20 protein-coding genes, 3 tRNA genes and 1 riboswitch are annotated in these 23,294 nt (G+C 39.1%); of the genes, 14 read left to right on the forward strand and 9 right to left on the reverse strand.

Features of this window, described 5'->3' with window-relative positions:
* The first annotated feature begins 148 nt into the window (after positions 1–148).
* The 3 genes from L2672_RS16720 (at position 149) to L2672_RS16730 (ending at position 521) form a co-directional block, all read left to right on the forward strand.
* A tRNA-Glu gene (locus L2672_RS16720) sits at positions 149–224 on the forward strand.
* A gap of 110 nt (positions 225–334) precedes the next feature.
* Positions 335–410: transfer RNA gene (locus L2672_RS16725), tRNA-Glu, on the forward strand.
* Between the two features lie 35 nt (positions 411–445).
* Positions 446–521 (forward strand) — tRNA-Ala (locus L2672_RS16730).
* Positions 522–842: 321 nt separating this feature from the next.
* Here L2672_RS16730 and L2672_RS16735 read toward each other — a convergent pair.
* Positions 843–1,325, reverse strand: a complete 483-nt coding sequence (locus L2672_RS16735) for a glutathione peroxidase (RefSeq protein ID WP_248996989.1) — start codon at positions 1,323–1,325, stop codon at positions 843–845.
* Between the two features lie 212 nt (positions 1,326–1,537).
* Here L2672_RS16735 and L2672_RS16740 point away from each other — a divergent pair, with 212 nt between their 5' ends.
* Both L2672_RS16740 and L2672_RS16745 read left to right on the forward strand, forming a co-directional pair.
* On the forward strand, positions 1,538–2,920 hold the full coding sequence (locus tag L2672_RS16740; RefSeq protein WP_248997015.1) for a magnesium transporter: 1,383 nt from the start codon (positions 1,538–1,540) through the stop codon (positions 2,918–2,920).
* A 192-nt stretch (positions 2,921–3,112) separates the two neighbouring features.
* The gene (locus tag L2672_RS16745) at positions 3,113–3,649 is read left to right on the forward strand and encodes a YfaZ family outer membrane protein (RefSeq protein ID WP_248996990.1); all 537 of its coding nucleotides are present in this window, start codon (positions 3,113–3,115) and stop codon (positions 3,647–3,649) included.
* 101 nt (positions 3,650–3,750) lie between these two features.
* Here the strand turns inward: L2672_RS16745 and L2672_RS16750 are convergent, their stop codons facing one another.
* Both L2672_RS16750 and L2672_RS16755 read right to left on the reverse strand, forming a co-directional pair.
* Positions 3,751–3,912, reverse strand: a complete 162-nt coding sequence (locus tag L2672_RS16750) for a small highly charged protein (protein ID WP_248996991.1) — start codon at positions 3,910–3,912, stop codon at positions 3,751–3,753.
* A 301-nt stretch (positions 3,913–4,213) separates the two neighbouring features.
* Entirely contained in the window at positions 4,214–5,332 is a 1,119-nt protein-coding gene (locus L2672_RS16755) for a patatin-like phospholipase family protein (protein ID WP_248996992.1), read from the reverse strand.
* A gap of 298 nt (positions 5,333–5,630) precedes the next feature.
* Between L2672_RS16755 and L2672_RS16760 the strand changes: the two genes are divergently transcribed.
* Together L2672_RS16760 and L2672_RS16765 are read left to right on the forward strand one after the other, a co-directional pair.
* Positions 5,631–7,190 (forward strand): DUF3369 domain-containing protein, encoded by a 1,560-nt coding sequence (locus L2672_RS16760; RefSeq protein WP_248996993.1) that lies wholly within the window; start codon positions 5,631–5,633, stop codon positions 7,188–7,190.
* Positions 7,191–7,194: 4 nt separating this feature from the next.
* Positions 7,195–8,553 (forward strand): sensor histidine kinase, encoded by a 1,359-nt coding sequence (locus L2672_RS16765; RefSeq protein ID WP_248996994.1) that lies wholly within the window; start codon positions 7,195–7,197, stop codon positions 8,551–8,553.
* A gap of 55 nt (positions 8,554–8,608) precedes the next feature.
* Here L2672_RS16765 and L2672_RS16770 read toward each other — a convergent pair whose 3' ends face one another.
* From L2672_RS16770 to L2672_RS16790, 5 genes are all read right to left on the reverse strand, one after another.
* A complete protein-coding gene (locus L2672_RS16770; RefSeq protein WP_248996995.1) occupies positions 8,609–10,324 on the reverse strand; it encodes a proline--tRNA ligase in 1,716 nt (571 codons plus the stop codon).
* An 89-nt stretch (positions 10,325–10,413) separates the two neighbouring features.
* Positions 10,414–11,031 carry an acyltransferase gene (locus L2672_RS16775; RefSeq protein ID WP_248996996.1) on the reverse strand — a complete coding sequence of 206 codons (618 nt, stop codon included), beginning with the start codon at positions 11,029–11,031 and terminating at the stop codon, positions 10,414–10,416.
* A 58-nt stretch (positions 11,032–11,089) separates the two neighbouring features.
* Positions 11,090–11,806: a tRNA (N6-threonylcarbamoyladenosine(37)-N6)-methyltransferase TrmO gene (gene tsaA, locus L2672_RS16780; RefSeq protein WP_248996997.1), complete on the reverse strand. Its 717-nt coding sequence runs from the start codon at positions 11,804–11,806 to the stop codon at positions 11,090–11,092.
* A 59-nt stretch (positions 11,807–11,865) separates the two neighbouring features.
* Entirely contained in the window at positions 11,866–12,261 is a 396-nt protein-coding gene (gene rcsF / locus L2672_RS16785) for an Rcs stress response system protein RcsF (RefSeq protein ID WP_248996998.1), read from the reverse strand.
* 127 nt (positions 12,262–12,388) lie between these two features.
* Positions 12,389–12,796, reverse strand: coding sequence for an H-NS histone family protein (locus tag L2672_RS16790; RefSeq protein WP_248996999.1), 408 nt, complete (start codon positions 12,794–12,796; stop codon positions 12,389–12,391).
* A 572-nt stretch (positions 12,797–13,368) separates the two neighbouring features.
* On the opposite strand from L2672_RS16790, the gene L2672_RS16795 reads away from it, so the two are divergent.
* From L2672_RS16795 to L2672_RS16810, 4 genes are all read left to right on the forward strand, one after another.
* The gene (locus L2672_RS16795) at positions 13,369–14,118 is read left to right on the forward strand and encodes an electron transfer flavoprotein subunit beta/FixA family protein (protein ID WP_248997000.1); all 750 of its coding nucleotides are present in this window, start codon (positions 13,369–13,371) and stop codon (positions 14,116–14,118) included.
* A gap of 1 nt (position 14,119) precedes the next feature.
* Positions 14,120–15,043 (forward strand): electron transfer flavoprotein subunit alpha/FixB family protein, encoded by a 924-nt coding sequence (locus tag L2672_RS16800; RefSeq protein ID WP_248997001.1) that lies wholly within the window; start codon positions 14,120–14,122, stop codon positions 15,041–15,043.
* 80 nt (positions 15,044–15,123) lie between these two features.
* A riboswitch (Lysine riboswitch) is annotated at positions 15,124–15,321 on the forward strand.
* A 78-nt stretch (positions 15,322–15,399) separates the two neighbouring features.
* On the forward strand, positions 15,400–16,956 hold the full coding sequence (locus L2672_RS16805; protein WP_248997002.1) for a Na+/H+ antiporter NhaC family protein: 1,557 nt from the start codon (positions 15,400–15,402) through the stop codon (positions 16,954–16,956).
* Between the two features lie 119 nt (positions 16,957–17,075).
* Positions 17,076–17,654: a thymidine kinase gene (locus tag L2672_RS16810; protein ID WP_248997003.1), complete on the forward strand. Its 579-nt coding sequence runs from the start codon at positions 17,076–17,078 to the stop codon at positions 17,652–17,654.
* An 89-nt stretch (positions 17,655–17,743) separates the two neighbouring features.
* Here L2672_RS16810 and L2672_RS16815 read toward each other — a convergent pair whose 3' ends face one another.
* Positions 17,744–19,771, reverse strand: coding sequence for a methyl-accepting chemotaxis protein (locus L2672_RS16815; protein WP_248997016.1), 2,028 nt, complete (start codon positions 19,769–19,771; stop codon positions 17,744–17,746).
* A 202-nt stretch (positions 19,772–19,973) separates the two neighbouring features.
* Here L2672_RS16815 and L2672_RS16820 point away from each other — a divergent pair, with 202 nt between their 5' ends.
* The 3 genes from L2672_RS16820 to L2672_RS16830 all read left to right on the forward strand — a co-directional run bounded on the left by L2672_RS16820 (position 19,974) and on the right by L2672_RS16830 (position 23,170).
* Positions 19,974–20,633, forward strand: a complete 660-nt coding sequence (locus L2672_RS16820; RefSeq protein ID WP_248997004.1) for a fumarylacetoacetate hydrolase family protein — start codon at positions 19,974–19,976, stop codon at positions 20,631–20,633.
* Between the two features lie 194 nt (positions 20,634–20,827).
* The gene (locus L2672_RS16825; protein ID WP_248997005.1) at positions 20,828–22,156 is read left to right on the forward strand and encodes a metal-dependent hydrolase family protein; all 1,329 of its coding nucleotides are present in this window, start codon (positions 20,828–20,830) and stop codon (positions 22,154–22,156) included.
* A gap of 240 nt (positions 22,157–22,396) precedes the next feature.
* The gene (locus L2672_RS16830; protein WP_248997006.1) at positions 22,397–23,170 is read left to right on the forward strand and encodes a hypothetical protein; all 774 of its coding nucleotides are present in this window, start codon (positions 22,397–22,399) and stop codon (positions 23,168–23,170) included.
* Positions 23,171–23,294: the final 124 nt, after the last annotated feature.

Below are 23,294 nucleotides of genomic sequence, written 5' to 3' on the forward strand. Positions count from 1 at the left end.
CGGCGGTAACAGGGGTTCGAATCCCCTATGGGATACCACTTATTTAAGAGTGGTTGACTGTAAAGTTAACGATTCGATAGCATTGATGTTTAGCCTACAGGCATTGATGAGCATTCACTCTCTTACAGAGTATAAACGTAAGACCGGCGTCCCATTCGTCTAGAGGCCTAGGACACCGCCCTTTCACGGCGGTAACAGGGGTTCGAATCCCCTATGGGATACCACTTATTTAAGAGTGGTTGACTGTAAAGTTAACGATTCGATAGCATTGATGTTTAGCCTACAGGCATTGATGAGCATTCACTCTCTTACAGAGTATAAACGTAAGACCGGCGTCCCATTCGTCTAGAGGCCTAGGACACCGCCCTTTCACGGCGGTAACAGGGGTTCGAATCCCCTATGGGATACCACTTATTTATGATTTTAGTGTTTATACATTAAAATAGGGGCCTTAGCTCAGCTGGGAGAGCGCAACACTGGCAGTGTTGAGGTCAGCGGTTCGATCCCGCTAGGCTCCACCAAAATTTGTCGTAGATTATCATTCATTAATTATTGATGAATGTAAAAAACCACTGTAAAGTGGTTTTTTTTGCTTTAAATTTATTACGATTGGTATAAGTCTTCAGACATAAAAAAAGGCAATCAACTGATTGCCTAGCGATCTACTTAGAGATCAAGGGGACCGCGCTAGAAGTCCCAGGGAGATGATGAACAAAGTGAAATTCACTATTAATAAATTTGAGTCATCATCTGCAAAAAAGTTCAAAATAAAACTAATTATTTTTACTTTTATTGAATTCGAATTTTAAATTATCACTATTACAGATAGTTAAGATAAATCTTTATAGCAAACTTTTAATTTTTTCTTCAAGATCTTCAGGTTTAGTCGTCGGCGCATATCTTTCAATTACAGTGCCGTTTTTATCCACCAAAAATTTTGTGAAGTTCCATTTTACGGATTGACTGCCCAAAATACCTTTTGCTGATTTTTTCAAATATTGATAAATGGGGGAAGTATTATCGCCATTCACTTCAATTTTGCTGAACATTGGAAATGTCACGCCAAAGTTTAATTCACAAAACTCACTAATTTCAGACTCATTACCTTGCTCCTGCTGTCCAAATTGATTACATGGGAAGCCAAGTACAACTAAACCTTGCTGTTTATATTTTTGATAAAGCGTTTCTAAGGCTTGATATTGTGGCGTGAAGCCACACTTACTCGCAGTATTCACAATTAAGATAACCTTGCCCGCGAAGGTGTTCATGTGAATATCGTTTCCCTGTATATCTTTAACTGTAAAACTGTAGATAGGTGCACTCATAAATAATTCCTATAACTTTGTGTGATTCACTTTTCGAACAATATTTCTCGTTAAGAAAAACAACTTATCATGATAATTCTAAAATTATAGCAGCAAAGGTATATTGCGCAATAGAATTGTGCGCAATATAATTTATCTGTTTGCTAATCAATGAAAAAATGCATATAGTCAGCCCAATATTTTCTTTAGAAAAGAGGGGGCTTATGGAACCTATGAATCACCAGCCAATATCCGAAGATCAGGATGCTACCTCTATACTACAAACAGAAGTTAGCCAGGCTGTTCAGCAATTAACTGAGGTTGAAGGTGAAGAACAAGCTGAGGTATTTAGTGAGATTCTGACTGAAGCAGAATCAGGCACAGTGGCTATTTTACTTGAGTCCTTACCGTTAGATGAGCGTTATGAAAGATGGCAGCAAGTTGAGCCTGAAGAGCGTGTTGATGTATTAAACCTAATGCGTGCAGATCCTCGTTTGGGTATTTTGAAAAAAATGCCAGACGAAGAACTCGACTTTCTTTTTGCTCAAATCAGCCCAGAAGATCTGATTGATTGGAGTGACTCTTTACCTGACAGTATAACTGACCGTGCACTTGCGCAAATGGGTGAGCGTCAGCGTAAGCATTTCGAACTTTATGACCAATATGATGAAAATGAAATTGGTCGTTATGCCGACCATCAAATGTTGGTATTAAACCCTGACTCTACTGTTGCTCAAGGCCAACGATTTTTTAGGCGAATAGATCTTGATTGTAATGATCATCTTTTTTTAGTCGATACTAATGATAAGTACCTTGGTACCGTTAGACGTTATGATTTGTACAAAGCCGATTCACAAGCATTGTTGTCAACTTTAATTTGGCCTGACAGCCGAGTTATATCTGCTGATTTGTCATTAATAGAGGCTGCTGAAGCCATTGAGCATAGTCGCGAGCTAGAGTTTCCTGTAGTAGATGAACACGGTATTCTCATTGGTCGAATGACTCTTAGAACTGCCACTGCATTAGTGCGAGAACATTACGAGTCACAATTAATGGCAACAGCAGGTATGGATGAGGACGATGATTTATTCGCCCCTATTACAGTGGGGGCTAGACGACGTGCTGTATGGTTAGGTATTAATCTTCTGACCGCTTTTTTAGCGTCAGCTACTATTGGTTTATTTGAAGATGTTTTATCTCAAGTTGTTGCTTTAGCGGTACTTATGCCGATAGTGGCTTCGATGGGGGGGATTGCAGGTAGCCAATCACTTACTTTGATGATTCGTGGCATGGCCATGGGGCAAATATCAGCAGGTAACGTCTTTTCATTAATGAAAAACGAACTGGGTATCGGTGCATTAAATGGTACGTTATGGGCGGTTATTATTGGCTTAATTGCTGGATGGTGGTTCAATGACGTCATTATGGGATTGATTATTGGCTGTGCCATTCTTATCAATATGGCAATTGCTGCTATTGCAGGAGTCATGGTGCCGATGTTACTACAAAAATTGAATCAAGATGCTGCTTTATCTGGCTCAGTCATTTTAACGACAGTGACTGATGTGGTTGGATTTTTCACCTTTTTAGGATTAGCGACGTTGTTGTATTTATAACAATTAAACATTCTCGTGTCATATGTACTTAATGCACTCTGCAAAAGCACTGATTGGTTGTTGATTAATGTTGATTAACTGACAAGGTGTTGTGGTAAGAATGTTGCTATGTTGTTTTATGTTGATGATTTTTAAATACTTTTATTGTTTGCTTCAGTATTATTCTTTGATAAAAAGAAATATGAGGTAACAATGAAAAAATACGTATATATTCCCATGCTTTTAGCCGCTCTATCGAGTTCAGTTTACGCAGCCGATTTTAATTTTAATTTAAGTGAAGATGTCGCCTCAATAGAGATGCGTTCAAGGCTTAGTGATAATGCAACCTTTGGCGGAGGTTACACTTATTCAGATAAAAAAGGTCAACTTGCTCATTTTTCTATTCTCATGACCCATGAGGATGGTCCGCATAGTTTTGCTATTGGCCCTAAATTTGTGCACGTGTGGTTTGATGATGCACCTAATGGAAATGCGGTTGCTGTAGGTGGACAATATAGTTTGCAAGTAAGCAAAAATATTTCGCTTATAGGGGGCGGCTATTATGCGCCTTCAGTACTTTCATTTTCAAACCTTGATGGATATACCGAGTATGAAGGTAAGGTTCAATATCGATTTAACCCTAATTTAGCGATTTATGTCGGTTATAAAAAATCAAGATTTAAGTATGAACATACTCGTAGTCGAACTTTTGAAGATGGTGTGTTCTTTGGCATAGGTTCAAGGTTCTAATTTACGTTGTGGATGTAAATTTTTAAGCTATCCGTTAGCTTACCCATAAAAAAAGCAAGTTGTAGTTAACTTGCTTTTTAAACTTGATGATATGGTGAAGGTTATCGCCACTTATTGGGTGAAAATTCCACCTCTGCGTGGTCATCAAAATAACGACGTTTAAGATCTCGTCGACGTTGTTTTACCTTTTTAGGTTTCGATTTCCCTTTTAAGTTATCACCCCAAGGTACGTCATCTTCATCAAATTCAAATGTGTGTGCCATTTTCAGCTTTCCAAATACTATACCGCTATTGGTACAGGCTCTTTTTACCTTAAAGGTGTAAAAAGCTAAAGCAAAATATTTAGCTTTTTACGGTGAAAATCTTTGCATGTGTTTTATCGGCCTAGGTGTGCAGATTTACTTAACCGAATCAGTACATCGCTATTAAGCTTAAAAAAAACATATTAAATAAATATGACATGGCAGTATTTGAATTTAATCTTTGCGCATTGTTCTATGTTGCTTGCCAATCTGGAATGCCATCAAACAACGTTGGCATTGTAAGTTATTGATTCTCAGGTCGTTATTCAATGTCGAAAAATTGCTTTATTTCATCAATTTGAGACATAGCATCTTGATAGCCTAGTTCAATTAAACTGCTGGTATAGGCCTTCTCAAACAATAGATACGACACAATACTTGAGTCCGACTGTTGGCTTATGCCAAATAATTTAAGTAGATAGCGAATGGCTATTGGCATTTCTTCATAATACCTCGCCGCTATTTGACTTAAATCTTCGCTGGGTTTAATAACAAAGGTCTCAATACTTTTCAGGTTCAGGCTTGCTTTATCGGTATCTGAGATTAAGGTTAGTGTTTCATTAATTCGTGTCAGGCGTTCCAAATCGCTATTGAGCGTATCTGAAAAAATCGTGTCGAGGAGATGGCCGGTTATCGTTGCCGTTTTAGGGTGTTGTCTAAATTGCTTTTCACTGTTCTTTTGGGGACTATCTAAATTAATCACAAATAGTTTTGTCGCTCCAAGGTGAATAGGGCTTGATAATGGCGATAATTGATGAACAGAACCGTCGCCAAAAAAAGCACGATTTAATTTAATTGAAGGAAAAACTAGAGGAATCGCAGAACTCGCCAATAAGTGGTCAGTGATAAGAGGGTTGCGAACACCACGACGCCTTGCGCGTTTCCATTCTTTAATACTCATATGACCTTGAAAAAAGCTATATGACAAAGAGTTATTATAACAAGAGGCGTCAACACTTAAGGCCGTTAAGGCACCCAAATGGATATTTCTATCAATTCTATTAAAGTCGATGAGTTGATTGAGTAAGTCTCTAAGAGGCTGATTATTAAGTAAGCTGCCAGCATCATTACTGGCTAAGTCATTTTGTAAACCCTTTAAAGCCATTTTTGATAAGTGTTTTAAAACTCCAAATATTGATGCCTCATACACTTTACTTGTTTCAAAGTTACGCCAAACCCACTCTAATTTTTTCACCCCTAGATGAAAACATGAAGCGTGAGTAGCAAGTGATGTCGCATTGATAGCGCCTGCTGAAGTGCCACTTAATATGTCGAATGGAATATGATGGTTCCTAGGGTAGAATTGAACTATCGCCTTTAACACCCCAATTTGGTATGCGGCTCGAGCACCACCGCCGCCCAGAACAAGACCAATTGTCACAATTAACTTACCTTTTTTAATGGTTTATCGATAACCCAAGATTGCGTTGATGTTAGTTAATGCCTTAATTCTGTTATTAACTAACCCAAGTATGTCCTGTTTTAAGTTTATACACTAGTCGGATATCTTTTTAGTCTGAGTGTGTAAGTTAATAAAATGGTGGTGATTTGTGGCTGATTTGAACTAAATTTTTGACAAATACGGTATCTATCAGCTATTAACTATAGGGGTATAAGAATAAGTCGACACAAAACAGTTTCTCGCCCTAGAATAAAACAAACAATTAAGGATACCCAAATTGGCCCTGTTTAAAAAGTCATCAGAAATGCCCAGTAAGAATGGCGATGATCAAAAAAAAAGAGCACAGTTACCGCCATGGAAAGTTGCCATTATTGATGATGAGTCAGGAGTTCATGACGTCACCAAATTCGCATTGAGTCATTTTAAGCTGGATGAGCGAGGGTTAGAGTTTTATTCCTGTTATAGTGCTGCTGAAGGTTTTGAACTATTAAAGAAAGAGTCAGATATTGCCTTAGCATTTGTTGATGTTGTGATGGAACATGACCATGCAGGGTTAGATTTAATAGAAAGAATTCGAGGCGAGTTAAAAAATCAGTCAACACGTATTATATTAAGGACCGGTCAACCTGGTAGTGCACCTGAAGAGCGGGTCATTCGTGATTTTGATATTAATGATTACAAAGCCAAAACTGAGCTTACCGCATCTAAACTCAAATCTTGCGTTTATACCTCATTACGTTCTTACCGAGATATCAAAACCATTGAACAAAGCCAACGTGGCATGGAAAAAGTGATTTCTGCTTCTTCTTCTGTTTTACGTAGCAACACACTACATCACTTTGGTAGTGCGGTATTAGAGCAAACCCTGCAGCTGTTAAATTTACAAAGCTCTGCTCTTTACTTAACGAGTTACCACCAAGATTTATATCAAGACACTCAAATGAACTTACTGGCAACCACTGGAAATATGGTTAGCTACAGTGAAATTGAAAATGTAGAGTCTCTACCTGGTGAGGTAAAAGAATATATTATTGAGGCGATAGCACTTAAAAAATCCATTATCCATGACAATGTCTATGTGGGCTTTTATGAGTTTGGTAATGATGTGACCAGTATTCTATACCTTCAACACAACACCGCACTAACGCCGCTTCAAGTTCGTATATTAGAGTTGTTTGCCGCTAATGTTAGCTTAACTTTTGAAAATCTTGCAGGCAAAGAGAATGTACAACAAACTCAAAAAGAGCTCATTCTTATTATTGGTGATGCTATCGAACAACGAAGCAAAGAAACGGGCGCTCATGTTCGACGAGTGGCGTTGATGAGTGAGCTGCTTGCAGAAAAATTAGGGCAGTCAAGTGAATTTATAGAAACCATTCGCCATGCAGCTCCTTTACATGATGTAGGTAAAATTGGGATTCCAGAAAGTATTTTGCACAAGCCTGGAAAGTTAACCCCTGAAGAATGGGAGATTATGAAAACCCATGCTGAAAAAGGGTATAACTTACTCGCAGATTCAAATCGGATTATTGCCAAAATGGGCGCACGAATTGCTTATACTCATCATGAACGATGGGATGGGGATGGATACCCTAGAGGCATTAGTGGTGAAGAAATACCGTTAGAAGGACGAATTATGGCTATTGTGGATGTAATTGATGCCTTATTATCTAAACGTAGCTACAAGCCTGCTTGGCCAGCAGAAAAAGTCATTGAATATGTATTAGAGCAATCAGGTAAACAATTTGACCCCAATATTTGTGAGGCCAGTTTAGCGTTAATGGAAAGGTTTGTTGCCATACAAACTGAAATGCCTGACGGCCACGAAGAAACCTAAGACTATGAATCAACATCTTGATAATGTGTTATTTAAAGTGAGTCAGTCAGACACCATTGACCAAGGTGATTTAACCCATGCCTCCAAGTTAATAATTGAATCTATTTGTTATGGACTTGAGGTGGAGCGAGCGGGTATATGGCGTTTAGCAGATGATAGGCAATCAATAGAGTGTTATTTATTAATCGATAACGATACTCAACAAGAAAATATAACCTTAACAAGAGAAAACTTTCCGCAATATTTTAACGCACTTGATAATGAGCGAGTTATTGCTGCATCTGATGCGTGCACTAACCCCGCCACCGCAGAGTTTAGAGACATATATTTAAAACCTTTAGGCATTGTTTCTATGCTTGATAGTCCTATTCGACATGCCGGTAAAATGATTGGCATTATTTGTTGTGAGAACCGCGGAAGCCTTAAAGAATGGACCCGAGATGAAGAGGTTTTTGTTAGCTCTTTAGCTGATTTGTATGGCCGTGCAGTGAATGCAAATCAAGTCAGAGCGAAACAAGCAGAATTAGAAAAGTTAAATGCTGAACTTGAGTCAATTGTTGCTGAAAGAACCCATGAATTACAGCAAGCATTAGACAATTTAAAAGCGACTCAGGCCACTTTAATAGAAAGTGAAAAATTAGCGACTTTAGGTAATTTAGTTGCAGGTGTTGCCCATGAAGTTAATACTCCTTTGGGAATATCTGTCACTTCAACAAGTCATTGTATTGATGAGCTCAACAAGCTAAAAAAACTATTTGAATCTGGTGAGTTAGAAGAGCAAGAATTTGAATATTTTATCGACACAATGAACGATGGTTTGTTGCTAATTAATCGAAATTTGTCTCGGGCCGCGGAATTGGTGCATAACTTTAAACGTACGGCAGCAGATCAGTTAATTTTGGAGAAAGAGCATTTTGATTTAACGGAATATGTAGAGCAAATATCCACCCCATTACGGCCGCTTACCCGTAAGCATAATATTGAGTTAATTATTGAGCTACCCGAAAAAATCATGATAGATTCTTACCCAGGCGCAATAGCTCAAATCTTCACCAACTTAGTGTCTAACTGTTTCCGCCATGCCTTTCCTGAAGGTTTTGAAGGCGATAAAACCATTATTCTTGGAGCAAAAACCTGTGGTAATGAGGTGAAATTATATTACAAAGATAATGGTAAAGGCTTGTCACAAGAAGTGAAAGACAAGATCTTTCAACCGTTTTTTACCACGGCACGAGCAGTTGGAGGGACAGGGCTAGGCATGTCGATAGTTTATAATTTAGTGACTCAGAAGTTAGGCGGAAGGCTTGAAATAACGTCTGAGCTTAATCAAGGGCTGGAAATTGATATTTATTTAAGCTTATAAAAAAACGCACTTTAACGTGCGTTTTTTAGTGAACTAAATCTTTAAAGTGAGTCAGTTATTGGTTAGCGTTTGCTTTTAAGAAATCGATTAATTCAGCAAAAGGAATATTTTGTTTTTCGCCAGTTCTGCGATTCTTATATTCAAATACGCCTTCATCAATGTTTCTATCGCCAATTACTACCACGTGCGGTAAGCCGATAAGCTCCATATCATTAAACATCACACCTGGACGCTCTTTACGATCATCCATTAACACTTCAATTCCTTCAGCTTGTAAATCAGCGTAAAGCTTTTCAGCTATTTCTGCTACTCGATGAGATTTGTGCATGTTCATTGGTAAAATACCCACTTGGAAAGGCGCAATAGCTTCAGGCCAAATAATGCCTCTATCGTCGTGGTTTTGTTCAATAGCGGCAGCCACAATTCGGCTAACACCCACACCATAACATCCCATCAACAATACTTGAGCTTTACCGTTTTCGTCTAACACGGTGGCGTTCATGGCTTCAGAGTAGTTAGTACCCAGTTGGAAAATATGACCCACTTCAATACCACGTGCCATAGCATATGTTCCTTGGCCATCAGGTGTTGTTTCACCTTCAACCACGTTGCGAATATCAGCGGTGGTTGCTAAAGCAACATCTCGTTGCCAGTTAATGCCAAAATGATGTTTATCATCTTGGTTGGCGCCTGCAGCAAAGTCGCTCAATACTGCTGCGCTATGGTCAACAACCAATGGGATAGTTAACCCGACAGGGCCTAATGAGCCAGGGCCTGCACCAATAGCACTGCGAATTTCAGCTTCAGTAGCAAACTCAAGAGGCGATGCAACTAGTTCAAGTTTTTCAGCTTTTACTTCGTTTAATTCATGATCGCCACGAACTAATAAGGCCACTAATGGCGCTTCATCTGTTGCACCTTTAACGATTAATGTCTTAACCGTTTTAGTGATCGTTAATTCAAATTGCTCAACTAATTCCGCAATGGTTTTGGCATTAGGTGTGTCAACTAGTTGAAGCTCTTGTGTTGCTTCACCGCGCGTTTCTGTTGGCATTGGTGATTCCGCTTTTTCAATGTTGGCAGCGTAATCACTGTCTGTTGAGTAAGCGATAAGATCTTCACCACTGTTGGCAAGTACATGGAACTCATGGGATAAGCTACCACCAATTGAGCCCGTATCTGCAAGAACTGGACGGAACTCAAGGCCCATACGCGTTAAAATATTGCAGTAAGCGGTATACATGGATTCATAGGTTTCATCCATCGTTTGCTGGTCTAAATGGAAAGAATAGGCATCTTTCATCAAAAATTCACGTGCGCGCATTACGCCAAAACGAGGTCGAACTTCGTCACGAAACTTTGTTTGAACTTGGTATAGATTTAAAGGTAACTGTTTATAAGAGTTAACTTCTTTTCTGACTAAGTCGGTAATAACTTCTTCATGGGTTGGGCCTAAGACGAAATCACGGTTGTGACGGTCTTGAAAACGCAGTAATTCAGGGCCAAACTTCTCCCAACGACCGGTCTCAACCCATAGATCAGCGGGTTGAACAAGCGGCATTAAGATTTCAACAGCACCTGCATTATTCATTTCTTCACGTACAATAGCTTCTACTTTACGAAGTACACGTAAACCAGACGGTAACCAGCTGTATAAACCTGAAGCGTTACGACGGATCATTCCCGCTCGAAGCATTAATTGATGGCTGATGACTTCAGCATTTGCTGGGGTTTCTTTTTGTGTTGAAAGCAGGTACTTACTTACGCGCATTTCGGTTTCCATATAAATAAAATTCAATGGGCGACATTTTAGCACTTGAAGCGCTTATGTCACCTGATTATTCATCTATACGGGAGGTTTTATGATGTCTTTTGTCGTCTGTCGCCAATCACTTTAGCAGGGTTACCTGCAACGATTGCATATGCGGGCACATCTTTGGTAACAATACAGCCCATTCCAATAATGGCATGGTCACCAATGGTAATACCGTCAACTAGACCTGCTTGAGCACCAATCCATACATCTTTTCCAATATAAATCCCTTTAGACGAAACAGGCTGCTGATATATCGGGGTGTCTGGGGTCATACCATGATTAAATGCGTAAACCGTTACATTGTTGGCTATGCGGGTTTGCGCACCAATATGAATACCTGACCTTCCACCATCTAAACTACAGCTGTGGTTAATGGCCACTTCATCACCTAAGGTTATTGGACCATGCATAAAAACATCTGCGGCAATCATACATTTATCACCAATGATAATGTCTCTTCCGGGTTCGGCAAATAACTGAGCTTCAGGGGCAATGAAGCATTGTTGACCAATGTTAACGGTTTCAAGTTGAGTTAATTCAGCTTGAATAGCATCTTGCCACGGTTTTGCCCACGACAATAATTTAGGCTTAAGGCTGAAATATAACCAAGGCATCCAAGATAATCTTTTTTTATGCTGTTGCTGATAGTCGATTTCAGCCATCACTTAATTCCAGTTGAATATAAAGTTGAATAATAGAGGGTGAGTATAGAATCGTGGTTTACTTCACCGAGGTGGGTTTTAATTCCATAACAGTAATAACCTCATCAGTCACTTGCCATAAGATATCTAAATCATATAAGGCAACTTGGTAAATTTTAGCATCTTCTTTCGCTTTCTTATAAGCTGGTCTAGGGTCTTGAGAAAGTACCGCTGAAATTAATGACTTTAATTCACTATATTGTTGTTTTTGCATTAACTCATTAATTTGCTCAAGTGCTTTAATAGAATATTTTACCTCTATTAATTCAGGTGCTCGCTGTGCAATACCGCCAATGGCATTTTCAATGGCATCAGAAAAAGGAATATACGGTTTAATATCAATTATTGGTGTCCCGTCAAGTAAGTCCATTCCTGATATTTCTAAACATACTTTACCCTTGAGCTCGACAACACCATGAAGTTTTACCACGGATTGACCAATACCATTGGGACGAAAGGTTGAGCGGGTAGCAAATACACCTAGTTTTTCATTGCCACCAAGCCGTGGAGGCCTGACCGTTGTTTTCCAACCTTGTTCAAGGTTTTCATGGAAGCAAAATAATAACCAAATATGAGAATATTGCTCAATGCCTCTAACTGCATCTAGATTATTAAGCTCTCCCGTTAGCTCAACATATCCCTTAACATCAACTAGACCAGGCTGTCGTGGAATACCAAATTTTTGCTTATAAGGTGTGCGGCAGATTGCAACTTGGTTGATTTGAGATGAAAACATGGTGATTGTTCAACTTTTTATTACGGGAAATCACAATAACGAAAAAACGTTAATTTCAGTTAGTTAACTTGTACTGATTTAATGGCTTGTCCTGAGCAGATGCTCCTAGACACACAAACTGAGTCAGGCTCATTTATATCAATACAATGCTGAATGATAATGCCTGTCGCACCGAGTTCCGCAGCTTTTTGACGTGCCTGAGTTCTGGCATCAGATATTGATGATGGGGCGTCATTGGCTTGTTCTTGGCATGATTCGCCTTCAACTAAACTTAGCATGTCAAATTTGCCTTTAGGCAAGTTGCTGCCTTCATAAACGGTTACCTCGCCAACTTTGAAATAGTCATTAATTTTTTCACTATCAAGATTGGTGTTGAAAGCATAGTCACCTGCACAGGCAGTTAATACCAAGCTTAAAGAAGTGATGGTTAATACGTTAGAAACACGAGAGTGCATAGGTTGGCTCATTAATGCGAAATTTTATTTAGTTTACCTTTTCTTTATTTGAGGATAAAGCGAACTTTATTTTTCCACAAAAAAAGCGCCTACCTAAGTAAGCGCTAATTCACAATAGAAGGGGGAGTTATTCCATTCCAGGGATTAAGAAATCATTAATTGATTTACCCGCATCCACTTGGTTTTTGAATACTGTTGGCATACGGCCTTGGCCAGTCCATTGAATTAACTCACCGTCAACCGTTATCTGATATTTAGGCGGACGAGGAGCACGCTTTTTAGGCGCGGGTTTCGCGGCGGCAACATCCCCAAAGTCTTCAATAGATAAACCGCTGTTTTCAATTTGAGCAAGAATTTCAGCAATTCGTGCATTTCGTTCAGCATTTGCAGCTTCTTCAGCTTTCGCTTCTTCTTCTTTCTCGACAATAACTTTATCTAACTTAGCTGCAACCTCACGTAATTCATCAGCAGTTAATTCTTTCACTGCAGCTTTAAAACGACGGCCATGGGTTAAAATATCTAAAAAATCACTCATAATCTTATATGCCCTACTTAGATGGGATTTGAAACCTTTGCTATTGAATATTGAATGGATTGACACATGTCGTACAAATAAAAGTTTGATGAATAACTATTTATATTCATTTTTACTATTAGTTTGACTTCGCTCCTTAAAGACAAATTCTTTTAGAAGTAAACATAAGCATTCAAAACATTACATTTAAAGTCGTAAATAACAATTAACAAATGAATTATTAATTAACTCATATAATAGAAACATATGGGCATATGATCAATTTTATTTTTATAAATTAATTAAAATTTATAAAAATATCGCACTAGTTTTATCAAAGATGATGAATTTGAGTTTATGCTCTAATTTTGTGGTTAATAAAAATAGTATCGCAAAGGTTTAAAAGAGATTGATTATCGAAATCTCAGTTTAATGTAAAGTGTTACTTTAGCTTGCCATATAGGGGCTAATATTTTGTTAAACAGGCGTTTTAATTAGGTTGACGTTAACGTCAACAGCACGTAAAGTTGAGACCATCTTGCATTGGTTTTGCCAATGTGTAGTCCATAGACAAGGTGAATAAAGGAAACCCTATGAAAGTATTGGTACCTGTAAAGCGCGTCGTTGATGCCAATGTAAAGGTCAGGGTAAAAGCTGATAACTCTAATGTTGATACTGCTAATTTAAAAATGGCGTTAAATCCATTTTGTGAAATAGCTGTAGAAGAAGCGGTTCGCTTGAAAGAAGCTGGCGTTGTAACTGAAATTGTTGTGGTCACTATTGGCAATAAATCTGCTCAAGAACAACTTCGAACTGCAATGGCCTTAGGCGCTGACCGAGCTATTCATGTTGAAACCGATGAAGAGTTAGTTCCGTTATCTATTGCCAAATTACTTCTAGCTGTCCAACAAAAAGAACAAGCTCAATTAGTCGTTTTTGGTAAGCAATCTATTGACGGAGATAACAATCAAACAGGACAAATGTTAGCTGCTTTAGCGGATATGCCTCAAGCGACTTTTGCGTCTGAAGTGAAAGTAGAAGACAGCAATATTGTAGTCACTCGTGAAATTGATGGTGGACTACAAACCCTTAAAATGGCTTTACCTGCAGTGGTTACCGTTGATTTACGTCTAAATGAACCTCGTTATGCCTCTTTACCCAATATCATGAAGGCCAAGCGTAAGCCGTTAGAGTCTTTAAGCATTGATGATTTAGGGGTGACATTAAAGTCGCATCAAACCGTGCTTAACGTTGCTCCTCCTGCAGAACGTCAAGCGGGGATCATGGTGTCTTCTGTTGAAGAGTTAGTTGAAAAATTAAAAAATGAAGCGAAGGTGATCTAACATGACTATTTTAGTTTTAGCAGAACACGATAATGCCCAATTAAAAGCAGATACGGCTAAAGTTGTTGCTGCGGCGTCTGCCATTGGTGGTGATATTCATGTACTTGTTGCGGGTAGCCAATGCAATGATGTTGCTCAAGCTGCCAAATCTTTAGCGGGTGTAAGTAAAGTGTTGATAGCTGATTCAGCTGTTTATGCCAATCAACTTGCTGAAAATACGGCAAAATTAATATTAGATATTGCCAGTGATTATTCACACATTTTAGCTGCTGCTTCTAGTGTAGGCAAAGATACTTTACCTCGTGTTGCAGCATTATTAGATGTGAGCCAACTTTCTGAAGTGGTTGCCGTTCAGTCAGAAGATACCTTTGTTCGTCCTATCTATGCGGGTAATGCATTAGCTACAGTACAAAGTTTAGATGACAAAAAAGTGATGACCGTTCGTTCAAGTGCTTTTGATGCTGTGGCAGCGACAGGTGATGCAGAAGTTGTCGCGCTAACTCAAGCGATTTCAGCTTCAACTGAATTCGTTTCGCAAACATTAACTGTGTCAGCACGTCCTGAGTTAGGTAATGCGGGCATTATTGTCTCTGGTGGTCGAGGCATGGGTAGCGGTGAAAACTTTGCTATTCTTGAACAATTAGCTGATAAATTGGGTGCCGCTGTAGGTGCGTCTCGCGCCGCAGTCGATGCGGGTTTTGTGCCTAATGATTTACAAGTGGGTCAAACCGGTAAAATTGTTGCCCCTGACTTGTATATTGCCGTTGGTATTTCTGGAGCAATTCAGCATCTTGCTGGCATGAAAGACTCTAAAGTGATTGTGGCTATTAACAAAGATCCTGAAGCGCCAATATTCCAAGTTGCGGATTATGGTTTAGAAGCTGATTTATTTGATGCTGTTCCAGCATTAAACAATTTGATTTAAAGTGTGACGCACTTCACGGTATGCGGTTATGGGGTGGCATCCCCATAGCCGCTGTGTTTTCATGTGCTCGCATTTTTGCCCTTTAAAGTAGAGGTGCGCTAAATATAAGTAGAGGTAGGTAGGGTGATGCCGATGATGTACCTTGAAAGGATTTAGTGCCGAAGTTGTCATTGATATCGGTCAATACAGCTGGTGCTGCCACCGAATAGGTGCTGCACTGCCATAGTATTTTTTGTCGGGATGACAAAGAAAAATTACTATGGAGCGCTACTGATAGGACAGGTGTTTCTAAGGTATCTCATTACCTTTGCACCGGTTCAGTCGCCCTCCATTCGTACACACACGAAGAAAAAATAATGAACGTACTTAGTCACGCCGATTCGGCATTGTCTCTATTGCCACCTGTGGTAGCAATTTTATTAGCCATTTTTACCCGTAGAGTTTTACTTTCACTTGGGGTAGGTATTTTACTTGGCGCTTTACTGTTAACTCAATTCTCATTAGGTGACACTAGCCTATTTTTAGTGGATACCGTTAAAGGACTTGTTTGGGACGATGGTGCCCTCAATAGTTGGAATTTACAAATTTTAGGTTTCTTGGTCATGCTAGGCATGATCACGGCGTTGATCACAGTCAGTGGCGCTTCTCGCGCTTTTGCTGAGTGGGCGAAAAACCGTATTCGCAATAAACGTGATGCTAAACTCATGACCGTCTTTTTAGGTTGTGTGGTGTTTATTGATGACTATTTTAACAGTTTAGTTGTGGGCTCTATCTCAAAACCAATTACTGACCGCTACTATATTTCTCGCGCTAAATTAGCCTATTTATTAGACTCTACAGCCGCGCCTATTTGCGTTATTTCGCCTGTTTCAAGTTGGGGCGCATACATTATTGCGTTAATTGGTGGGATTTTAACGGCACATGGTTTTACTGAATCAGGTCATTTAAGTGTATTTGTTCAAATGATTCCAATGAACTTTTACGCCATCTTTGCCATGTTATTACTCTTGTGTGTGGCTATTTGGGGCTTAGATGTTGGCCCAATGCGCCAGCATGAATTAAAAGCGCAAAAGGGTGAATTATTTGACGAGTCTAAAGGCTTACCTCCAGGAGCTAATGCTGATTTACCTGAAGCAGATACCGGTAAAATTATTGGCTTGTTTTTACCTATTTTAGCGTTAATTGCCGCCACTTTATACTTTATGATAAGCAGTGGTGCGGATGTATTAGCGGCAGATGGCAACGCATTCTCGGTATTGGGCGCATTCGAAAATACTGAAGTGAGCCAGTCATTATTTTATGGCTCAATTGTTGGCTTTATTGTCACGTTAGGTTTAGCTTTCGCTCAAAAATTGTCAATGGAATTGATTATCAAAGGTATTACTGCGGGTGCACGTTCAATGTTGCCTGCTATTTATATCTTATTATTTGCATGGTCTATTGCAGGCGTTATTGGGCAATTAGAAACAGGTAAATACATGGCCAGCCTAGTCACGGGCGCGATTCCATTTGCTTTATTACCTGCCGTATTGTTTATTTTGGCGGGTATCACCGCATTTTCTACCGGAACAAGCTGGGGCACATTCGGTATCATGTTGCCAATTGCCGCTGATATGGCTATGGGAAGTGACTCGACAATGATGTTGCCGATGCTGTCAGCTGTGCTAGCTGGAGCAGTATTTGGTGATCATTGTTCGCCAATTTCAGATACGACTATCTTGTCTTCAACAGGGGCGAGTTGTCACCACATTGACCATGTGATTACCCAGTTGCCTTATGCGTTAATTGTGGCTTTGATTAGTATTGTTGGTTATGTGGTACTGGGTTATACCGCATCTGTAATGGCTGGGTTTATGGCATGTTGTGCTGTGTTTGCCGTCAGTGTTGTGGGACTGAAGTATTACGCCCGCTAACCTAAGTTAAAGGTTTATTATTTAAATGCCGCTCAATTAACATTGTGCGGCATTTTTGTTTGTGGTTTATATCGGGTTGCGAGTAAAATTTACCAAATCAGTAAATTTGGAATTTTATTTTGGCTCAACTCTACTTTTATTACTCAGCAATGAATGCGGGTAAATCAACTTCATTATTACAGTCTTCTTATAACTACCGTGAGCGTGGTATGCACACTTTGGTGATGACAGCATCAATAGATGACCGTTATGGCGTTGGTAAAGTCGCTTCGCGAATTGGTATTCAAACCGATGCTCAAGTCTTTAAAAGTGATGATAATTTAGTTGAGATTATTACCCAGTCGCATCAACAGCAACCTATTCATTGTGTTTTAGTCGATGAAAGTCAGTTTTTATCTAAAGAACAAGTTAAGCAGCTGACCACCGTGGTAGATAATTTAAACATTCCGGTGTTGTGCTATGGCCTGAGAAGTGATTTTCAGGGCGAATTGTTTGTGGGTAGCCAGTATTTATTGGCTTGGGCTGATAAACTGGTTGAGCTTAAAACCATTTGTCATTGTGGTCGCAAAGCTAACATGGTGGTGCGTCTTGATGGCGATGGTAAGCCAATGCAAGAGGGCGAACAGGTGGCTATTGGTGGTAACGAGACATATGAGTCAGTATGTCGTAAGCACTTTAGAGAGTTTCTTTGGGACTAGGTTTATCAACCTTGGCTCAAATAACGGCTTGCAGCAATGCAAGCCGTTTTTATTTCTACACCGCTAGCATTTAAAATTGGCGTTTAAAATTACAACTTAAAGCGTTCAACTGAATCCGTTAATGAGTGGGCAAGCTGATTAAGCTCTTGGCTTCGTTTAGCCATATCGGCTGAGTCTTGAGCATTATGCTTAGCCGCTTCTGTGGTTTCAACCATGGTTTGTTCAATCTGTTGGCTATAGTTAACTTGCTGATGAGCCGCACTATTAATGGTTTCACTCATGGCGTTAATGGTGAGTAGCGCCGATTCGATTTTTTCAATAGCATCGTGTAGAGCTTGGCTTTGTTCAACACATTGATTCGCTTGGTCTTGGCCTTGGGATATAGCGTTAACGGCATTAGTTGTTTCATTTTGCAGCGCGTTAATCATAGTCTGAATTTCAGCCGTTGACGATTGGGTTCTTGAAGCTAAAGAACGCACTTCATCTGCCACAACAGCAAAGCCTCTGCCATGCTCGCCGGCTCGTGCCGCTTCAATTGCAGCATTAAGAGCTAAAAGGTTAGTTTGGTCGGCAATGGCACTGATGGTCACTAAAATTCCACCAATATTGTCACTGTGCTGGCTTAACGTATTCATTATATTCACTGAGTTAACTAAGTCGTTTGAGAGTTGCTCAATCCGGCTTCTATTATCGTCAGCGATGGATTTAACTTGTTGACTTTGTTGTGATGCTAATTGAATTTGTTGGGCGGATTCACTGGTTTGCTCATTCACTTCATTTGAACTTAGATGAATTTGTTCAGCGAGTTGTTTCGCATGGGAAATATGGGCAATTTGGCTTCCTGCAGAAGTGGCTATTTGCTCTCCTTGTACTTGAGAACTCAACGCCGACTCATCTAATAAATGTGCATCACGGCTGATGTCTTGTAGTAATGAGGTTAGGTCATCAGATAATTTATTGATATTGTCCATTAGCTCACCAAACTCATCATCATTACGCTTGTTGAGTCGTCTGGTTAAGTCTCCACTGGCAATTCTGGCGAGAGCTTTGTTCACCGCCTGAAGGGGGCCTAACATGGCTTTTGAGGTGAAGTAGTAAATGATGCTTGCCAGAATAATAAACACGATAGCCAACCCAATAGCTAAGGTTTGTGCGGTACTAATTTCATTAGCTGCCGCATTTTGGTAATCATTGAAACGTTGATCTGCTAGCGTCATTAATTGATTGAGCTCTGCAAAACTGGCATCAAAAAAATGATTGGCTTGGCTATAGGCTGACTCTGCTTGTTTTATTACCCCAACAACCTGTCGCTGACTTTGGTATAAACTACCAGGTTGGTCCAATAATGCTTTTAATTGGTTAAATTCTTGGTCAAAAATAGCCAATATTTCATCAGCGGGTAGGCCGTAGGCTTGTTGCTTTAAATATTGAAAATTAGTTTCAATATTGGTCAGCATCATAAATACATCTTGCTGGTGGTTATCTACATTGGTGACATCGATGAAACGTGCCACTTCACCCATTATATTTCCCATATTATATAAGGTGTCATCAATTCGAGTTCCCGTTCCGATGACCTCTTCAAGCAATTTAGCTTGAGTGCCAGCGTCAATCATTTCTAAATCAATCATGCTATTACTGGCATTGTCTTTGATGTCTTGAAATCGCTCAAATTGAGCTCGGTAATCGGCTTTAGCTGTTTCTATATTTAACTTGGCATTGAACATTGTTTGGCTATGAGAAATATATTGGCTGTATTGAGCCATTACTTTATCTAGTGCCGATTTCATATTCGGTTGGTCGGCGACTTTATCGGCTAAATCATCCAAGGTATGAGTATATTCTTGCTGAAGTTTTTTAAATTGGTTAAAACTGGCGTTGATATTGGTATTGCCTGTTTGAGAGTAGGCCGAACTACCAGTTTTAACCATTTTTAATAAGATAAGCTGTAGAGTATTACTTTGAGTTTGAACCGGAACCGCTAAGGTTTCTATATTGGTATTAGCGGTGTTTATTTGACTTAAAGAACGATAGAAAAAGCTACTTCCAGCTAACAGCAAGATGCCAATGGTTGCAAAACCCAAGGCGATTTTTTGTTTAATGGTTAGCTCAAACAAGTTCATTTAGTGTCTCTTATTTTTTGTTATAGGTGAAACGGAGTCAATCATATTGATTGTAGTCAAAAATTTAAATAGATCATGTGTGTTGAATTTAGCAGAACATCATTTGTTACTTATATCGGCCAATGGAAGTTTAAATGTAGTATTTTTCAATTACCTAAAAGATAATGTGTCTGAAAGTCATTTAATAAGGTTTTTTATGAATAACGTTGACACTAATCATAATCATAAAATCACCCCCTCCAAGGTTATTTGTATTGGGCGAAATTATGTTGATCATATTTATGAGTTAGGCAATGAAGTGCCCGAAGATATGGTGGTATTTGTAAAACCTAATAGTGCAATTTCTCATGAGTTACACTCGTTTCACCAACAACCATTACATTTCGAAGCCGAATTATGTTTTATTATGCAAGCCGGTCGCCCTGCTTATGTGGGCTTAGGGCTTGATTTAACTAAAAGGCAATTGCAGTCTCAGCTTAAGTCGAAAGGGTTGCCGTGGGAACGAGCCAAAGCGTTTGACGGTGCTGCGGTTTTTAGTCAATTTATTGCAATTGATGATGTCACTTCAAACTGGTGTTTTAGTTTATCTATAGATGGTCAAATGGTGCAATTAGGGCACAGCGACCAAATGATGTACTCACTCGATACTATAATTGAAGAAGTTCAAAAGTTTATGTCATTAAATGACGGTGATGTCATTATGACTGGCACTCCCAAAGGGGTGGGAGAGATCAAGTCTGGGCAAACTTTCACGTTATCGTTATGGCAAAATATTGCGTTTGTTTCAATATTACAATTAGAGACCGATGTGACTAACAATGTTCCTGTGTTAACCCACCAATGGGATGCAATTTAAGTTAAGAAAGTCAGTTTGATGAGCCTGATAGGTAAGCAATACCGGCCCATATTTTTCTAGAATAAAATTGACTGAAATTAAAACCATTTGAAAACAGATAGCAAAACTTTAAAACTGAGGAGATATTTGAAATTATCGCATCTATAATTGTTACATAGTACAACTGTTTTATACTTAATTTATAAGGGAAATATATGAAAAGTATCATTAAACCAGTTCTTGTCTCTATATTACTATTCTTTACGTCAGTTAGCTTTGCGACAGAAAAACTCACTTTAATAAAAAATGCTAATATTTTTGATGGTGAAAGTAAAAAACTTCAAATGGGTATGGATGTTCTTGTTGAAAATAATTTAATTAAGAAAATTGGTGCTGATTTAGTTGCTGAGAATGCTCAAGTTATCGATGCACAAGGTAAGTTTTTGATGCCGGGTCTAATTGATGCTCACTGGCATACCACCTACGCTTACACACCAGCTTCGGTATTAATGATGAATACCGGAGATATGTCAGAAGTTGCTATTCGAAGTATGAAGGGAGCCCATGAAACTCTAATGCGTGGCTTTACCACAGTACGAGACCCTGGTGGTAACCCATTTTCAATCAAGAAGTTAATCGATTCTGGTGAATATCCCGGTCATAGAATTCTTCCTTCAGGGCCTTTTATGAGCCAAACATCAGGGCATGCTGATTTTCATAATGTGTTTACAGAAAACCCTAGAAACACAAACTCAGAATTGAGTTATTGGGAAAAAAATATGATGGCAATGATTGCCGATGGTGTACCAGAAGTTCGCAAGCGTACCCGTGAAATTCTCAAGTATGGTGCAAGTCAAATTAAAATCACAACAGGTGGTGGTGTATCTTCTCAATATGACCCTTTAGATGTGAGTGAATACTCTGTTGATGAAATTAAAGCTGTTGTTGAAGAAGCTAAAAATTTTAATACTTATGTCATTAGCCATGTAATGACCGATGCAGGCATTCGTACTTCTGTTGAAGCAGGGGTTATGTCTATTGAGCATGGTTTTTTCGCATCAGACAGTACTCTTAAACTGATGAAGAAAAAAGGTGCTTGGTTAAGCCCTCAAGCGATGTTTGAAGAAGATATGAATTGGTCTAGCCCTGTTAGTGCGCGTAAATATAAACAAGTCACTGATGCAGTAAATACTTTGTATAAAAGAGCTCGTGATATTGGTGTTAATGTTGCGTTCGGTACTGATCAACTTTTAGATGCTTCTAAAGCGAAACAGCAAAGCACTTTGTTAGTTAGAATGGGAACTTGGTTTAGCAATTATGAAGTATTAAAAATGGTCACATCTGATAATGCTCGGTTATTAGAATTAAGTGGCCCTAGGCATCCTTATCAAGAAGGACCTTTAGGGAAAATTGTTGAAGGCGCTTATGCAGATTTACTTATTATTGATGGAAACCCTATGGAAAAGCTTGATGTACTAGGTGATCCTGAAAATAAATTTAAAGTAATAATGAAAGATGGGGTGATTTATAAAAACACTTTATAGTTTTTAAAGCTAATAAAGTTATCGCTATCACTCACTAGAGGCTCTTCTTTTTGTAGAAGGGCCTTTTTAATTGTTGAAGCTATTTAAGTTTAGCCAAGCCTTTGTATTTTCTAAATTTGCGGAATAATGTTGGTCATTTTTCATCTATAGCTGAGTTTTTAACTTTTATGTTTCCCGTGCACCCATATCACAGCATATAATCTATGGAAATACGTCATTCTTTATTTAATAAGGCTTATCATGTCACAAAATGAACATCAACTTAGTCTCGCTAAGCATTTATTCGCCCAGCGAACAGCTACAACTCCGGCTTCAGAATATCAAGCTTATAATGTCAGCAACATTGATGAGGCTTTTGAGGTGCAGCAAGCAATGGTGTCTTTGTTTGCTGAGCCTGTGGACGGTTGGAAATGTTTAACGCCTCAGGCAAATGAACAACTTATTTTTGCGCCAATTTTATCTAAGGTGGTTGATAATCAACCCAGTTGTCCCATTGTGCCGGCAACAAAAGACGGCCAAACTTTTGCTCGAATTGAGCCTGAAATCGCCATTGTATTAAGCGAAGACTTTTTGCCGCACACTCAATACGGCAATGAACAAATTGAGCAGGGTATTGGCGCAACTCATTTAGCGTTAGAGTTAATTCAAAGCCGCTTTTCTGCAGATTATAAAGCCAGCTATTTAGAAATCCTTGCCGATGGCTTAAGTAATCAAGGGTTATATTTAGGACCCAAAATTGATAAAGCCTTAGCTTATCAAGCAAGTAAATTAACAATTAAGGTTACCGCTGATGATAAAGTACAAGAATTTGCGGGTGCTCACCCTTGTACCTTACCGCAAAACCCGGTTTTTTGGTTGATCCAATATCTAACAGATAAAGGCGTTCACCTTAAAAAAGGTCAGGCGATTATTACCGGCTCTTATTGTGGTGTGGTTAATGTTCCTATGAATACCCCCGTGACACTTTTATACCAAGGTTTGGGCGAAATGACCGTATCATTTACGGCTAAATAAGCCATTATTTAGAACTGTAAAATGGCGCAATAATATTGCGCCATTTTGTTGTTTACACATTACTAAATCTCAACGCCTCGCCAAATAGAAAAAGCGCTTTCGGCACTTAAACTTAAAGAATTTG

The organism is Shewanella gaetbuli, assembly GCF_023284065.1.
Classification (GTDB): Bacteria; Pseudomonadota; Gammaproteobacteria; order Enterobacterales; family Shewanellaceae; genus Shewanella; species Shewanella gaetbuli.

What these genes read in the sequence shown, in the direction of transcription:
- L2672_RS16790 (WP_248996999.1), bottom strand. Translation starts at nt 12,796, where the DNA reads ATGAGTGATTTTTTAGATATTTTAACCCATGGCCGTCGTTTTAAAGCT.
- L2672_RS16750 (WP_248996991.1), bottom strand. Translation starts at nt 3,912, where the DNA reads ATGGCACACACATTTGAATTTGATGAAGATGACGTACCTTGGGGTGAT.
- L2672_RS16770 (WP_248996995.1), bottom strand. Translation starts at nt 10,324, where the DNA reads ATGCGCGTAAGTAAGTACCTGCTTTCAACACAAAAAGAAACCCCAGCA.
- rcsF (WP_248996998.1), bottom strand. Translation starts at nt 12,261, where the DNA reads ATGCACTCTCGTGTTTCTAACGTATTAACCATCACTTCTTTAAGCTTG.
- L2672_RS16765 (WP_248996994.1), top strand. Translation starts at nt 7,195, where the DNA reads ATGAATCAACATCTTGATAATGTGTTATTTAAAGTGAGTCAGTCAGAC.
- L2672_RS16805 (WP_248997002.1), top strand. Translation starts at nt 15,400, where the DNA reads ATGAACGTACTTAGTCACGCCGATTCGGCATTGTCTCTATTGCCACCT.
- L2672_RS16795 (WP_248997000.1), top strand. Translation starts at nt 13,369, where the DNA reads ATGAAAGTATTGGTACCTGTAAAGCGCGTCGTTGATGCCAATGTAAAG.
- L2672_RS16740 (WP_248997015.1), top strand. Translation starts at nt 1,538, where the DNA reads ATGAATCACCAGCCAATATCCGAAGATCAGGATGCTACCTCTATACTA.
- L2672_RS16825 (WP_248997005.1), top strand. Translation starts at nt 20,828, where the DNA reads ATGAAAAGTATCATTAAACCAGTTCTTGTCTCTATATTACTATTCTTT.
- tsaA (WP_248996997.1), bottom strand. Translation starts at nt 11,806, where the DNA reads ATGTTTTCATCTCAAATCAACCAAGTTGCAATCTGCCGCACACCTTAT.
- L2672_RS16775 (WP_248996996.1), bottom strand. Translation starts at nt 11,031, where the DNA reads ATGGCTGAAATCGACTATCAGCAACAGCATAAAAAAAGATTATCTTGG.
- L2672_RS16745 (WP_248996990.1), top strand. Translation starts at nt 3,113, where the DNA reads ATGAAAAAATACGTATATATTCCCATGCTTTTAGCCGCTCTATCGAGT.
- L2672_RS16820 (WP_248997004.1), top strand. Translation starts at nt 19,974, where the DNA reads ATGAATAACGTTGACACTAATCATAATCATAAAATCACCCCCTCCAAG.
- L2672_RS16800 (WP_248997001.1), top strand. Translation starts at nt 14,120, where the DNA reads ATGACTATTTTAGTTTTAGCAGAACACGATAATGCCCAATTAAAAGCA.
- L2672_RS16735 (WP_248996989.1), bottom strand. Translation starts at nt 1,325, where the DNA reads ATGAGTGCACCTATCTACAGTTTTACAGTTAAAGATATACAGGGAAAC.
- L2672_RS16830 (WP_248997006.1), top strand. Translation starts at nt 22,397, where the DNA reads ATGTCACAAAATGAACATCAACTTAGTCTCGCTAAGCATTTATTCGCC.